At 44.6% G+C, this 13,539-nt stretch carries 12 protein-coding genes and 8 tRNA genes; 6 read left to right on the top strand and 14 right to left on the bottom strand.

Annotated elements, in window-relative coordinates; all coding sequences use genetic code 11:
- Position 1: 1 nt before the first annotated feature.
- A complete protein-coding gene (locus RJD38_RS18665) occupies positions 2–1,174 on the bottom strand; it encodes an exonuclease SbcCD subunit D (protein ID WP_065546060.1) in 1,173 nt (390 codons plus the stop codon).
- 83 nt (positions 1,175–1,257) lie between these two features.
- The gene (locus tag RJD38_RS18660) at positions 1,258–2,394 is read right to left on the bottom strand and encodes a ketoacyl-ACP synthase III (protein WP_065546059.1); all 1,137 of its coding nucleotides are present in this window, start codon (positions 2,392–2,394) and stop codon (positions 1,258–1,260) included.
- A gap of 109 nt (positions 2,395–2,503) precedes the next feature.
- Here RJD38_RS18660 and trxC point away from each other — a divergent pair, with 109 nt between their 5' ends.
- Both trxC and RJD38_RS18650 read left to right on the top strand, forming a co-directional pair.
- Positions 2,504–2,938, top strand: coding sequence for a thioredoxin TrxC (gene trxC, locus RJD38_RS18655; RefSeq protein WP_065546058.1), 435 nt, complete (start codon positions 2,504–2,506; stop codon positions 2,936–2,938).
- 223 nt (positions 2,939–3,161) lie between these two features.
- Entirely contained in the window at positions 3,162–4,322 is a 1,161-nt protein-coding gene (locus RJD38_RS18650) for an MFS transporter (RefSeq protein WP_065546057.1), read from the top strand.
- 66 nt (positions 4,323–4,388) lie between these two features.
- On the opposite strand, the gene RJD38_RS18645 is transcribed toward RJD38_RS18650, so the two are convergent.
- A complete protein-coding gene (locus RJD38_RS18645) occupies positions 4,389–4,796 on the bottom strand; it encodes a nitrous oxide-stimulated promoter family protein (protein WP_005598733.1) in 408 nt (135 codons plus the stop codon).
- 270 nt (positions 4,797–5,066) lie between these two features.
- On the opposite strand from RJD38_RS18645, the gene RJD38_RS18640 reads away from it, so the two are divergent.
- The gene (locus RJD38_RS18640; RefSeq protein ID WP_040758026.1) at positions 5,067–5,501 is read left to right on the top strand and encodes a DUF4174 domain-containing protein; all 435 of its coding nucleotides are present in this window, start codon (positions 5,067–5,069) and stop codon (positions 5,499–5,501) included.
- Positions 5,502–5,585: 84 nt separating this feature from the next.
- Here the strand turns inward: RJD38_RS18640 and RJD38_RS18635 are convergent.
- From RJD38_RS18635 to RJD38_RS18625, 3 genes are all read right to left on the bottom strand, one after another.
- A tRNA-Cys gene (locus tag RJD38_RS18635) sits at positions 5,586–5,659 on the bottom strand.
- Positions 5,660–5,690: 31 nt separating this feature from the next.
- A tRNA-Gly gene (locus RJD38_RS18630) sits at positions 5,691–5,766 on the bottom strand.
- Between the two features lie 26 nt (positions 5,767–5,792).
- Positions 5,793–5,879, bottom strand: a tRNA-Leu gene (locus tag RJD38_RS18625).
- Positions 5,880–6,386: 507 nt separating this feature from the next.
- Between RJD38_RS18625 and RJD38_RS18620 the strand changes: the two genes are divergently transcribed.
- Complete coding sequence (locus tag RJD38_RS18620; protein WP_231893193.1) at positions 6,387–7,964, top strand: methyl-accepting chemotaxis protein; 1,578 nt, start codon at positions 6,387–6,389, stop codon at positions 7,962–7,964.
- 157 nt (positions 7,965–8,121) lie between these two features.
- Positions 8,122–9,129 carry an aspartate--ammonia ligase gene (asnA, locus tag RJD38_RS18615; protein WP_065546056.1) on the top strand — a complete coding sequence of 336 codons (1,008 nt, stop codon included), beginning with the start codon at positions 8,122–8,124 and terminating at the stop codon, positions 9,127–9,129.
- 163 nt (positions 9,130–9,292) lie between these two features.
- On the opposite strand, the gene RJD38_RS18610 is transcribed toward asnA, so the two are convergent.
- From RJD38_RS18610 to RJD38_RS18580, 7 genes are all read right to left on the bottom strand, one after another.
- A tRNA-Cys gene (locus RJD38_RS18610) sits at positions 9,293–9,366 on the bottom strand.
- Between the two features lie 32 nt (positions 9,367–9,398).
- Positions 9,399–9,474: transfer RNA gene (locus tag RJD38_RS18605), tRNA-Gly, on the bottom strand.
- A gap of 29 nt (positions 9,475–9,503) precedes the next feature.
- Positions 9,504–9,590, bottom strand: a tRNA-Leu gene (locus RJD38_RS18600).
- An 84-nt stretch (positions 9,591–9,674) separates the two neighbouring features.
- A tRNA-Gly gene (locus RJD38_RS18595) sits at positions 9,675–9,750 on the bottom strand.
- Between the two features lie 33 nt (positions 9,751–9,783).
- Positions 9,784–9,857: transfer RNA gene (locus RJD38_RS18590), tRNA-Cys, on the bottom strand.
- 177 nt (positions 9,858–10,034) lie between these two features.
- On the bottom strand, positions 10,035–10,391 hold the full coding sequence (locus tag RJD38_RS18585) for an MmcQ/YjbR family DNA-binding protein (protein WP_065546055.1): 357 nt from the start codon (positions 10,389–10,391) through the stop codon (positions 10,035–10,037).
- Positions 10,392–10,471: 80 nt separating this feature from the next.
- Complete coding sequence (locus RJD38_RS18580; protein WP_065546054.1) at positions 10,472–10,963, bottom strand: MarR family winged helix-turn-helix transcriptional regulator; 492 nt, start codon at positions 10,961–10,963, stop codon at positions 10,472–10,474.
- A gap of 137 nt (positions 10,964–11,100) precedes the next feature.
- Here RJD38_RS18580 and RJD38_RS18575 point away from each other — a divergent pair, with 137 nt between their 5' ends.
- A complete protein-coding gene (locus RJD38_RS18575; RefSeq protein WP_040757872.1) occupies positions 11,101–11,982 on the top strand; it encodes a DMT family transporter in 882 nt (293 codons plus the stop codon).
- A 103-nt stretch (positions 11,983–12,085) separates the two neighbouring features.
- Here RJD38_RS18575 and viaA read toward each other — a convergent pair whose 3' ends face one another.
- Positions 12,086–13,531 (bottom strand): ATPase RavA stimulator ViaA, encoded by a 1,446-nt coding sequence (gene viaA / locus RJD38_RS18570; protein ID WP_005594512.1) that lies wholly within the window; start codon positions 13,529–13,531, stop codon positions 12,086–12,088.
- Positions 13,532–13,539 lie beyond the last annotated feature (8 nt).

Below are 13,539 nucleotides of genomic sequence, written 5' to 3'. Positions count from 1 at the left end.
GTTAAGCCTCCGTGTGACGAGTCAGTTGCTCGATAACTTGGCTAACCGCCTGCTCTTGGGCTTCGGTCATTGAATCTTGCTTGGCTTCGAGGAAAAAATCTTTAAACATATCCAGTTCACCGCGCGCTAAACGCGCTTTACCCAGTTGTTGATCAACACCAATCAACATTCCCGGCTTCTCAAGGTGTAAAACATTGGGGTAAACCTTACGCAACTTTTCCATTGGATCGAGAATGGCATGCTTATCTTGCAATCTAACCAATAGGTAATCGTGGCGATTAGGATCGCTCTTACCTTGCGCTAAAATCGCCTCCATTTCACCATCAATAATACGCATTTGGTGCGGCGCGGTGAGCGAAATATGTGTCGCACTCTTAAAGCCATCTTGATCTAACTCAACCAAGGTCATGCCTTTAGCCTGGTGCTGCTCCGAAAAGCTGTACTTCATCAACGAACCGCTATAACGAATATACTCTTCGCCTTTCTTCTGCGGCTGATGTAAATGGCCTAGCGCAACATAATCAAATGGCACAAAATGTTGATGACTAACGCGATCAGATCCACCAATCGACAAAGGTCTTTCAGATTCAGACTCAATCGCACCATCAACAAAGCAATGGCTAATCAATACGTTTTTCTGCTTCGGGTTAAATTGTGCAGTAATGCGCTCAGACAACAACTTATGAGCATCATCGTGATCTTTAATAGAAACGGCGGAGGCATCCGGTTCAGAGGCCAATTGAGACTGGTAATAATGGCGCACTAATTCTGGATCATTGTAGGGCATGCCATAAAAGGCCACCTCACCAACATCACTGGCAATCACGACGGGAGTGAGCATATCGTCAAAATTGGCTAAGATGTGCAGGCCCGAATTTTTCATTTGGCTAGCGGCAAAACCAAGGCGCTGCGCACCATCATGGTTGCCAGGAATGAGAATAATCGGGAGTGAGAGTTCTCCACACACTTTATCGATAAAATGATTCATCAATTCAATCGCCGTGGTTGGTGGAACACTGCGATCATAGATATCACCAGCAATCACTAAGGCATCCACTGGATTTTGCTCAACATAAGCAATAATTTGCTCGAGAACCGCTTGTTGATCGTCAAGCAGTGAGACGTTGTGGAATTGTCGGCCTAAGTGCCAATCGGAGGTGTGGAGGAACTTCATTTGCGCCCTAACGGTATCGTTATTTTGGGCGCAATTTTAACACTCTCTGGCGAGAGTAACTATCTGTATGGTTTTGTTTTTCGCTATACCGGCTTGTTTTTACAATGCTCGATCGCGCTTTCCAATAACTCGAGAGCACTTTGCTGACATTCAGGCAATGCGAGAGCACTTTGTTCTAACGGAGTCACACGTTGACCCCATTTAATATGGCCCGCGCCCCAAGTTAAACCCGCACCAAAAGCGGCTAAGAGTAAGTTGTCACCCGCTTTGATTTTTCCTTGCTCAACCGCTTCACACAAAGCAATCGGTACGGTCGCGGCCGAGGTGTTGCCATAGTTTTGAATATTAATAAACGCTTTGTCTTGCTCTATGCCTACAATATCACACAAGGTTTGAATGATGCGAATATTCGCTTGGTGTGGGATCACAACATCGATTTGCTCGGTGGTTAATCCACTGCGAGTTAAAACACTTTGCGCCGCCGCGCTCATGCCTTTCACTGCACGCTTGAAAATTTCTTTACCAACGAAGTTAAAACTCCAATAACCGTTATCTGCGGCAAAACGATCCATTGAAGTACCAAATTTCGGGACAGCAAGAATATCTCGCCCTTGTGAATCGCAACCGAGTTGAGCTTGTTGTAAGCCTAGTGCTTGGGTTGTTTTACTCAGTACCGCCGCACCTGCGCCATCACCAAATAACACTGCGGTATCGCGCTGTGTCCAATCAATGTAAAACGAGAGGCGCTCCGCCCCGACAACCAGAGCATGCTGGTAGTTACCAGCCTGAATCAGTCGCGTCGCAGTTTCCAAACCGTAAACAAAGCCAGTGCAAGCCGCATTCAAGTCAAACGCAGTGGCGCCTTGTATGCCCAAGTTTTGCGATACTTTAGAGGCAATATTTGGGATCAATGAATCGGGTGAACAGGTGGCGATGATGATCAAATCAATATCTTGCGCGACCAATCCTGCACACGCGATGGCTTGTTGCGCGGCGACCGTTGCCATCTCAGAGGTATCAACATGGCTGATGCGACGCTGCTCTATGCCCGTTCGGCTTCTGATCCATTCGTCAGACGTTTCGAGAAAGGTGCTTAAATCGTCATTGCTCAGCGTCGCTGGCGGAAGACATTTACCCCAACCCGTTATTTCCGCAAAACGAGTTTGTGTATAATCAGGTTCTGCTGTGTGGGGCTGTACTTGAGTGTTATTGGTGCTCATTACGATCCTTGGTATTTTCTTCTCTTTCACCTGATAGTATAACTATAGGCACGTGCCCTCAAGAGAGCACGATTACACAAAAAAGATTCAAATAAAAAGAGAAGTTGCCATGTCTACATTTAATACTCGTTGTCCATCTTGCTCAGGTGTCAATCGCGTGCCGGTTGAGCGTGTTTCAGAAAGCCCAGTTTGTGGTAAATGTCAGCAACCGCTACTTGATGGTGCTCCGATCGAAGGAACGGAATTAAACCTCAACACACTGCTCAATAGCGAACAACCTGTCGTGATCGATTTTTGGGCGCCTTGGTGCAACCCGTGTGTCGGTTTTGCGCCGGTGTTTTCCGACGTTGCTCAAGCACAATCTGGGAAAGTTCGTTTTGTAAAAATCGATACCGAAGCACAGCAAAACTTGGCTATGCAATATCAGATTAGAAGCATTCCAACCATTATGGTGTTTAAAAACGGCCAAAGAGTCGATTTTATCAATGGCGCGCTACCTAAAAGCCAGTTTGAACAATGGCTTGCACAAGCTATTACAAAATAAATTAATCTAACTTAACTGCCGTCAAATCGTCTTTTTTGACGGCTTTTTTGTATATTTATCTGCATAAATATACAGGCCCTATATCGATAATTAATTTTTATCGTAAAGGGAAAAACTTTTCATTTTACGCCTGTTCAAAAAATCCCCATAGTCCGCCCATCAACTCCCCCTTTTTTGTCTCTTATCCCTCCATGATAAGAGCGAGTAACATGAGGCTACGACATTGGAAAATACACTTGCTCCTGCATCTCCAGCTCGCATTTCAGTACCTGTAATTGCGCTTGCTTTATATGCGGTGGCGTCTGGCTATTTAATGAGTATCATCCCGCTAATGCTTCCACACTATGGTTTGGATGTTTCGTTGGCGAGTTGGTTAGCCAGTGTATTTTATGCCGGTCTGTTAGTCGGTGCGATGGTGTTTGAGCCAATCGTAAATAAAACCGGTCACCGTAAAGCCTTCATTGGTTGCTTGTTGGCGTTTATCGCCACGATTATTGTGCTACCGGCTTTTACCAATGCTCCAGCATGGCTGTCAGCTCGCTTTGTCGCGGGTATTGCGGTGGCAGGCGTATTTGTGATCGTAGAATCATGGTTGCTTCATGGCGATGAAAGCGCGCGTGCCAAACGTCTTGGTTTGTACATGGGCTCACTTTACGGCGGTAGTTCACTTGGCCAACTTGGTATCGGTGCACTTGGCGTAACAGGCAGTATTCCATTTATTGCGATCATTTCTTTGTTGCTATTAGCGATTATCGTATTGGCTTTTGGCCGTACTGATCAGCCAGAAGAAGGTCAAAGCCATGCACTGTCACTTAAACAGATCAGCAAACTAAACCATGCTGCGATCATTGGCTGTATTGTTTCTGGTATGACGTTGGGCGCTATTTACGGCCTAATGCCTGTTGAGCTACGTAACCGTGGCATTGACAATGGTGATCTTGGCAGCCTAATGGCGTTGGTGATTCTAGGCGGCATGGCCGTTCAACCTATCGTTCCATGGCTATCAAAATACCTTGGCCGTACTCTGCTAATGGCACTGTTCTGCCTGCTGGGTGTTGCCGCGATTGGCTTTACTGCGATTGGCAATGGCATTTACGTATTAGGTATTAGCTTGTTTGTGTTGGGTATGGCGATTTTTGCCCTTTACCCAGTAGCGATTAACCTTGGCTGTGACAAGCTTGATCCGGCTTACATTGTATCAGTCACGCAAGTGATGCTATTTAGCTACAGCATCGGCTCTGTTGCGGGCCCTGTGCTTGCTGATCACTTTATGTTGGGTGAGCAAGGCTTATTGGGTTACCTCTTTGCGACACTGATGGCAACGTGCATCTACATGCTATTCGCAAGTATCAAGACCAAGCGTCAAGCAATGGCTGGCGAATAAGCGATTTAGTGCGACATTATCCAATACAAAAAGGGGCTCTTTAGCCCCTTTTTGCTATCTCGACTTTTACTTGGTTCTATCCGCCATTCGGCGATGACGATTGGATTGATTCGGAGCCGGTTTGTTTGGCGCCTCTTTGCGTTCGTGCAACAAGTGACGCAATGCCAATATAGGATGTGGAAATAGCATTCTTGGCCCTGCATAGCGCATAACTTGCCTCATCTGCTCTTTCGGCTCAGGCTTATAACAGTGGATGGGACAGCGATTACAGGTCGGCTTATTCTGCCCATAGGCACAGCGATCTAAACGTCCTTCCGCATAACTCATTAAGCTTTGGCATTCAACGCACAAGCCTTGCGGATTCTTCTCATGGGTTTGATGATGATCTCGACAATAGATCGCAATCATAAATGACACGGTGCGAAACTCGGTCAGCAACTCCCCTGTCAGCAAATCTGAACTCGGTTTTTTCATACGTGCTCGTTCCCGTCTCGTGACCCTAGTGGTATTAGCCAGTCTTGTTATGCTCATCTAACAATGCGCTTATCTAACAATCAATGGGCTTGGCTACTGTAAAGACCAAGCGAGAACGGAGGTTGTTCTAGCTTGAAGTCATCAACACAGTGTACCAACCTTCTATAATAATCGTATAGAAAGGTTTGAGGTTAAAGCGCTCATCGTACTGCCGTCAATAGCGCTGTCGCTAAGCCAAACCAATTTATCCAGCAAGTTGTAGGTACCAGCATGTCACGAATATTGCTTTTACTATGGTGTTTACTTCCACTCAAAGGGCATTCCTTCCCAAATAGCGAACATAGCTGGTCTCACCGCAGTATTATCTACTTCTCTCCGCAGCGAGATGAACATGTGGAACGTTTTTTACTGGAAGCCTTAATGAATGAGTGCGACCTAAACAATCGTGACATTGTCACGTTAGTAATAACAGAAGATGGCGACAGTGAACCGCCATGGGTAAAAGAGCACTTTGATCTTGGCGTGTTATTTAATCTCTTTCAGATCCATTCACAACAGCATACCGCCGTGTTGATAGATAAGGATGGACAAGAGAAATTACGCTGGGGGAAGAAAACAGATTGGCAGACGTTAAAGCAAGTAATTGATAATACTGACCTAGGAAAACAAGAGAAAAAGAGACGAAAAGATCCATGTTCGATCTAAATAATGACAGAGACTAAAACTTGGGATAGATAAAAATAGAATAGATGAAAATTTTTGGGATTGTGTTTTGAGATGAAAATAGAATGGAGGCGCCTCCCGGAGTCGAACCGAGGTCCACGGATTTGCAATCCGCTGCATAGCCACTCTGCCAAGGCGCCTTTATTGTTCCAACTTCTCAGGAAGAGAAATTGGAGCGACACATCGGGTTCGAACCGATGACCTCAACCTTGGCAAGGTTGCGCTCTACCAACTGAGCTAGTGTCGCATTAGTTACTAAGTAACTGATTTAGATGGTGCCCCGGGCCGGACTTGAACCGGCACAGCGCGAACGCCGAGGGATTTTAAATCCCTTGTGTCTACCAATTCCACCACCAGGGCACACAAATCTAAATTTGTGATGCCTTTACGAATAAGTAAAGCACCATCTCTCACCGCTTTCGCCGTGAGAACGAGGCGTACTTTACCCGATTATAATTTTACGTCAACAATAAATTTGGCTAAAACAATCAACTGCTTAGTTTACGATCGCTATGGGTGTATTTTGCACTATTTTCCTGAATTTGCTTGTTTAAATTCGGAATCAACTACAGAAAAGTGATTATGTTTTATATATAACGCCTATGCTAAACCTGTTCGAGCAAATATCAAACAACGCTAATTAAACTTTACTGCTCAATTATTAATCTTTTTGATTGATAGTAATCGGAATTATTTTTCATGCAACGATTTAACGTGTATCGCAATATTATGAAAAGTCTTCCGCTGCTCATTTTTCAACCACAACCTTTGATTTATATCATATCAACTAAAGAAGGACGCTTTTTAAGATGTCACTATAAAAATAATTACTAGAAACTTCATAAATAATTTATTTTTGGAATAAATATGACAACAACTAAAGCAATACTGACTTCACAATATGATGAACATCTCAATAAACAATATAGCCACAGTGTGAATCTTATTTCTACCACAGATACCGCAAGCAATATCACTTATGCCAATCACGATTTTTGTGATATTGCTGGTTATCAAAAGCAGCAACTCCTTGGCTATCCCCATAATATAGTAAGACACAATGACATGCCTAAAGCCGCATTCGAACAAATGTGGGGATACTTACAATCCGGTAAGAGCTGGATGGGCTTAGTTAAAAACCAATGTCGCGACGAACAACACTATTGGGTATCAGCTTTTGTTACCCCAATAAAAGACACAGATGGCCACATTGTTGAATATCAATCTGTGCGCTCAAAACCAGCAGCAGAACAAGTTAACCGAGCAGGTGCACTTTACAAAAAGTTACGCGAAGGAAAGACACCTAACCTAGTTCGCTTAGACTTTCACTCTTTGTCAGTTAGCCTCTGCACCCTACTGGTTTTCATTGCCTTTGCACATGCCATTTTACAACCACATTGGCAGGCTTTCCTTTTGCTCACCTTATCCACAATAATGCTTGGTGGGCTTAGCTATCAATATAAACGCTTTCGACGAGTGCAAACGCTCACTCAAGATGCTTATAATAACCCGATGATGGAAAAAATTTACACCGATAAATTTGATGACTACTCACAAGTTGAACTTGCACTAATGATGCGTAAGGCCGAACTGCGGGCTATCACCGGACGTGCTACAGAAACCTCTGGCCACATTTTGATCTCAGCAGAAGATGAGTTTGGTACAATTCAATCAATCGGCCATAGTTTAGATCAGCAGTGTGCTGAGACAGAGCAAGTCGCTACGGCAGTCGAAGAGTTAACCCAATCTATTGCTGAGGTTTCTAACGCAGCATCAGCCGCTTCTATGATTGCGGAAGATGCTAATGAACACTCAAGCAATGGTCTAATTTCTATCGAATCTACAATCAATGAAGTCAATATGTTAGTCAGTGAACTCAATCAATCACAGACCATCATCAATCAGTTGGCTCAAGATACACAAAAGATTGATGGCATCCTAGAAGTCATCACCGCCATTTCAGAACAAACCAATTTATTAGCGCTCAATGCTGCGATTGAAGCCGCTCGCGCAGGTGAAGCTGGTCGTGGTTTTGCTGTCGTAGCAGATGAAGTGCGTAACCTCGCCTCAAAAACCGGATCTTCTGCTAATGAAATCCATTCGATGATTCGCCACCTACAAGCAACTGCAGGCAATGCCGTCAGTGCAATGGACAAGGGGCTTGAACTCTCTGAACGTTGTAAAATCCGAGCTGACGAGACTGGTGATATGCTAAGAAATATTTCGACCCAACTCGATAATGTCAGTGATAGTAGTCATCAGATTGCTGCAGCGGTTGAACAACAAGCTTCAGTAACCCAAGAAATAAATCGTAACATTGTCAATATTAAGCAGTTAGCCAATGATACATCCGAAACCTCTCACAGTTCTGTTGAGCGCACACGCAATTTAGTCGAAAACCTTGAAGCCTTACAAAGACTCATGAAACAATTTCAAGCAACGTGATCGAAATAGATAAAGGTTACGGTGACTCTATCGATATACCTTTACACCCCAATCAGGTGAGCCAGTGAGAGGTTTGTAAGCAACAAATGATGGACGCTGACAAAACTCTCGCGTAAATTGTTAAAAATATTGGATAAAATCACAAGAAGGATCTTTGATGAAGTTACAAATCCCTGCCAATTACCAACCTTTGCTCGAACTGCGTGATACTGAAGTCGCGATTAAAAAGCTCAAAGATTATTTTGAGTATGCTCTGGCTTATGAGCTTTATTTAACTCGTGTTTCTGCGCCTTTGTTTGTCAAACCAGAAACCGGCTTAAACGACAACCTAAATGGTACTGAGCGCCCGGTAAGCTTTGACTTACTGGACGACAACGGTGCTCAGGTTGAAGTCGTTCATTCTTTGGCGAAATGGAAACGCATGGCGCTAGGCCGCTATGGTTTTCAAAAAGATGAAGGTCTTTATACTGACATGAATGCGATTCGTCGCGATGAAGAGTTAGACAATATTCACTCGATCTATGTTGACCAATGGGATTGGGAAAAGGTGCTCGAGAAATCGATGCGCAATGAAGAGTACCTGCGCACAACCGTGGAAAAGATTTATAACGCTTTCCTAAAAACGGAAAACTATATCTATCAAGAATACCCGGTATTAGAAAGACGCCTACCCGCCAAGGTGACCTTTATTACGTCGCAAGAGTTGCTTGACCGCTACCCAGATTTATCATCAAAAGAGCGTGAAAACGCGATCTGTAAGGAGCATGGCGCGGTGTTCATTCGCAATATCGGTCATACTCTGTCTGACGGTGAAAAACACGATGGTCGTGCGCCTGATTACGATGATTGGAACTTAAATGGCGACTTACTGTTCTGGAACCCAGTACTTGATAGCGCTCTGGAGCTTTCCTCAATGGGTATTCGCGTTTGTGAACAAAGCCTAACCGAGCAGCTAGCCCTTTCCGGTTGCGAAGATCGCGCTTCACTGCCATTCCATAGCATGGTTTTAGACAAATCGTTGCCTTACACCATTGGCGGCGGTATCGGCCAGTCACGTATTTGTATGTTCTTCTTACAAAAAGCGCATATTGGTGAAGTTCAGTCGTCTATCTGGCCTGATGCGATGATTGCAGAGTGCGAAGAGAATAAGATCCAACTGCTATAACGATTCGCCATACAACAAATTAAATCATGAGCCCTGACCATCACGTTGGGGCTTTTTTATGAGCCCTAATTATATTAAAAAATAGCAAGGCGCAGTTAACTGACATAAATTCAGCAATTAATTTAAGGGGAAGTAAATTACATGGGGAATAAATGAAAAATAATGGAGGCGCCTCCCGGAGTCGAACCGAGGTCCACGGATTTGCAATCCGCTGCATAGCCACTCTGCCAAGGCGCCATTATTTTTGACCAATTCTCAGAGAGAGAAATTGGAGCGACACATCGGGTTCGAACCGATGACCTCAACCTTGGCAAGGTTGCGCTCTACCAACTGAGCTAGTGTCGCAATTTTTGTTACTATCGTAACGGGTTAGATGGTGCCCCGGGCCGGACTTGAACCGGCACAACGCGAACGTCGAGGGATTTTAAATCCCTTGTGTCTACCAATTCCACCACCAGGGCACACAAATCTAAACTTGTGAGGCCTTTACTGAAAAGTAAAACACCATCTGGATATCGATATGGGTTTATCGCTATCTTATTATTTGGAGCGACACATCGGGTTCGAACCGATGACCTCAACCTTGGCAAGGTTGCGCTCTACCAACTGAGCTAGTGTCGCATTTTGTATCACAGCATTTTCTTTAAGAGAAAATGGAGGCGCCTCCCGGAGTCGAACCGAGGTCCACGGATTTGCAATCCGCTGCATAGCCACTCTGCCAAGGCGCCTTAATGAAACGCTTGAGTTACCCACCGCTGCGTTCGCTGCATACTTTACGGATTACGGGATCAGAGTCAAACAAAAATATTAATTCTTTGTTCGTTTGCCGAATATAAAAGCGATTGGGTGACTATTCGATCAAATTGAACAAATTTTATAACGCCAATATGACCTAATCCCGATGACTAATCAAAACCCAACGCAACACGTTCAAGCTTTTTAAGCCCTTTAACCACCAGCGCATACGAACGTTCGCACAAATCTTCAACCATGCCATCCTCTACATCACCGGGATAATAAACCGTAATCCAATGACGTTTGTTGGTGTGATAGCCTGGGGTAATATCATTAAACTGGGAAGTGAGCACTTCTCCATCTTCTGGCTTTACTTTTAGAGTGACATACTCTCGCCCTTCTCGTTTTGCTAAAATAGCAAACATTTTGCCTTTCACTTTATACACCAATGCATCCGGGCCAAATGGGTAATCGGCTTCTGCACATTGGAATGAATCAAGAAATTTCGCCAACTCTGTATTTGTCATTGTACTTCCCTTTCAAATCAGTTTTCGGTGAGTCATCTTTCGTCGTTGATGTCGCCAAATCCATAGAGACATCATGATTGTTACGTATCGAACGTCATCAACCACTGTTTGAGCTGTTGATTTAGCGGCTCTCGTTCTTTGACTGCAATACCCGCCATCAACTCCTGCTGCAAAGTAACGTGTTGCTCTATTAGATGCTCGATTAACTCTAACCCTTTATCGGTGAGTCGCACACTCACACTACGTCGATCCAACGGATTGCTCGCACGTGAAACCAATTCTTTATCGGCGAGTCTATCAAGTCGATTCGTCATCGCCCCAGAGGTGAGCATTAAGGCACTTAACAACTCGTTTGGAGTCAACGCATAAGGCTCTCCGCTGCGCAGTAGTGAGGCTAACACATCAAACTCGCCCATTTTAAGATCATGTTGTTTGTGCAATTTCGCAATACGCGTTTCTAAATGCTTACTTAGGCGTAACATTCGGCCAATGATCGCCATTGGCTCGGTATCTAAGTGCGGTTTTTGTACCGCCCATTGTGTAATGGCTCTTTCTACCGGATCCTGTTTCATGACTCACTGCTATTAAGTTGGTTTTTATCTTTACGTAAAGACACTTTACATCGTTCGAGTATCACCGTACATTCTACGATTAATATCTTTATGTAAAGATAAGTAACCAGCAATAGGTTACTGTCAAAAACGGCACTATGAATATACTCCTTGCGATGATCCCCGCATTTTTCTGGGGTTCGACCTACGCGGTAACCCAGTATGCACTGCCTAACTGGCCACCTATTCTACTCGGAGCATTAAGAGCTCTACCTGCTGGTTTGCTATTGTTAGCCATTAAACCCATGTGGCCACATGGTAAACAGTGGCGTCAACTTGCCCTGCTTGGCACTATCAACATCGCTATCTTTTTCTGCTTGATCTTTGTGATGGCACTGACGCTACCATCGGCGATTTCTGGTGTTGGCATGATGTCAGTCCCTGTATTTGCCATGCTCTATCATTGGTTGTTTCGCGGGCGTGTTCCTGCGGCTATTCAAGCGATATGTGGCGCCCTATTGATCTTATTGGCATGGTTGCTCTTTGACCCAAGCGAAATTACGCTCAACCCGATTGGGCTGCTGGCAATGCTCGCAGCCATCATTTGTATCGTGATTGGTAGTGATATAACCAAATCACTTGGTACCAGTATGCATTGGTGGCAGGTGCTCACTTGGCAGCTTATTCTGGGCGGCAGTTTGCTCAGTTTAGTCGCCACGATACATGGTGTGTTTGAACCTTTGCCTTACCTCGCTGCGATCGGCCAGTTTAATGCACACAATTTGGCAGGGCTACTTTGGGTGGTCATTCTCAACACGGCATTTGGCTATGGTTTATATGTATGGCTTTTACAGCGTATGACGGTGGTGGAATTTACCTTTGGCGGCATCGCCAATCCGATTGCAGGCATCGTGTTTGGCTTACTGCTGATGGGGGAGAAATTTAGCCCGTTTCAATATAGCTTAATGATTGGCATGATCATGATGTCGTTACTGCCGCAGATCGTGATGCAACGTAAACATCGTAAAGCAGCAATCTAGTCGCTGCCTATCTCCATCTGCGCTATTTTCGTTCAAGCTTGCCTATGAATGAAGGCCGCAAAGGGAATAAGCTTAAACCCTTTATTGCAAGTGTTTAGCAGGGTTACCACTTACGCATCAAACGTCCAACTAAATTGGGGTGATATGCCCAGCTATGGTCAAACATCTGTAATAACTCGGGGTTGCCGTATTTAGACAAGTTAATCGCATGGAAGCGATTAGAGCAGGCTTTTAAATCCAACACTTGTTGCTGCATTTCCGCCACAGGAACAGGCGCAATAAAATCAGAAATCACCACCATATCGGCATTGCGATACTTATCCCCCTGCATTAACGAGACTGTTTTCTCAATTACCGGCTCTAGATCCGTACCACCATGAAAGCTATAACTTAAAAAGTCGCTCGCTTCACGCAAGCCATCTTGCTTGGTTAACTCGTAAGTGATCACTTGCGTTGAGAACAGCATGACATAGCATTCCCGATCTTCGGCCAATGCGATTTGCATCAGCGCGTAAGCCATTGCTTTAGCGCATTGCTCAGGAAAACCACTCATTGAACCTGAAGAATCGATACAGACCACAAACGGGCCTTTATCGATATCCGCTTTACTATGATCAGGCGTGTGGGCACGTATTTTACGCAAGGTGCGTGATTTACCCTGAGTTTTATAATTCATCAGTCGCTTATCCACTAAGTGCTTGTAGAAGATCACTTCCAATTCTGGATAAGCGAGAAATAGGGTTTCGTTAGGCAGTAATTTATTAAGATCGTCACTTTCATGCACACCAACAATATCATCGGTCGCTTCATCGCTGAGCTCTTCCACCACTTGAAGTTCTTCTTTTGGTGTGCGTTGTAAACTAGGATCATTGACCTCACTGGCCATACGTCCAAGCTGCTCGGCAATTTCTTGTAAGCCTTGGTGTTTTTGTAAAAACTCGGCGTGACGCTTCATGACGGTGAGATCATTTTTACTCAGCTTAGCTGATGCCATATCCCATAGGCGTCCAACACTACTTTCATCACCTTCCTGCGTCACTTTATCCATGTTTTTCATGGTTTCCATGCGCTGGTAAAGATCTTTCAACACCTTCTCTTTGTTGACTTCTAACTCTGTTAACTGCGCTTGGCGAATCGCATCATACAAACTTTGATACCATTGATCGCAAAAATAATGAGGGAACATTGGGTTAGATAACCCTTTGTTTTTCTCCAACAGTCGACGAGCTTGTAAATAAAACGCGCTATGCCATTCAAGCTGCTTCACCACTTCTGGTATCTGTTGGAAGAACCGGGCTTCATCCCAATGGATCACTTCTTGATACAGCGCCAGCTCTTGCTGAAACCGTTCCGTTTCGCATACTTTGGTAATGCGCTTTTTAACGCTGCCACGCCACTTAACCAAATGATTCTTTACGGATGATTTAATACCGCGATTCTCCGCCATCGCCATCACTTGTGAGCGAGCCATCAAATCGTTCACTGCCGAATCGATAATGCCTGAATCGGCAATCATCAATGCAAGGTTAAGTCCGTCTGCGCCTAACATGCCGTCAC

It is taken from the genome of Vibrio scophthalmi (assembly GCF_040869025.1).
Classification (GTDB): Bacteria; Pseudomonadota; Gammaproteobacteria; order Enterobacterales; family Vibrionaceae; genus Vibrio; species Vibrio scophthalmi.
The sequence above is the reverse complement of the archived record's forward strand: the minus strand, read 5'-3'. Positions and strand labels throughout refer to the sequence as shown.

What these genes read in the sequence shown, in the direction of transcription:
- RJD38_RS18665 (WP_065546060.1), bottom strand. Translation starts at nt 1,174, where the DNA reads ATGAAGTTCCTCCACACCTCCGATTGGCACTTAGGCCGACAATTCCAC.
- RJD38_RS18660 (WP_065546059.1), bottom strand. Translation starts at nt 2,394, where the DNA reads ATGAGCACCAATAACACTCAAGTACAGCCCCACACAGCAGAACCTGAT.
- trxC (WP_065546058.1), top strand. Translation starts at nt 2,504, where the DNA reads ATGTCTACATTTAATACTCGTTGTCCATCTTGCTCAGGTGTCAATCGC.
- RJD38_RS18645 (WP_005598733.1), bottom strand. Translation starts at nt 4,796, where the DNA reads ATGAAAAAACCGAGTTCAGATTTGCTGACAGGGGAGTTGCTGACCGAG.
- RJD38_RS18640 (WP_040758026.1), top strand. Translation starts at nt 5,067, where the DNA reads ATGTCACGAATATTGCTTTTACTATGGTGTTTACTTCCACTCAAAGGG.
- RJD38_RS18620 (WP_231893193.1), top strand. Translation starts at nt 6,387, where the DNA reads ATGACAACAACTAAAGCAATACTGACTTCACAATATGATGAACATCTC.
- asnA (WP_065546056.1), top strand. Translation starts at nt 8,122, where the DNA reads ATGAAGTTACAAATCCCTGCCAATTACCAACCTTTGCTCGAACTGCGT.
- RJD38_RS18585 (WP_065546055.1), bottom strand. Translation starts at nt 10,391, where the DNA reads ATGACAAATACAGAGTTGGCGAAATTTCTTGATTCATTCCAATGTGCA.
- RJD38_RS18580 (WP_065546054.1), bottom strand. Translation starts at nt 10,963, where the DNA reads ATGAAACAGGATCCGGTAGAAAGAGCCATTACACAATGGGCGGTACAA.
- RJD38_RS18575 (WP_040757872.1), top strand. Translation starts at nt 11,101, where the DNA reads ATGAATATACTCCTTGCGATGATCCCCGCATTTTTCTGGGGTTCGACC.
- viaA (WP_005594512.1), bottom strand. Translation starts at nt 13,531, where the DNA reads ATGTTAGGCGCAGACGGACTTAACCTTGCATTGATGATTGCCGATTCA.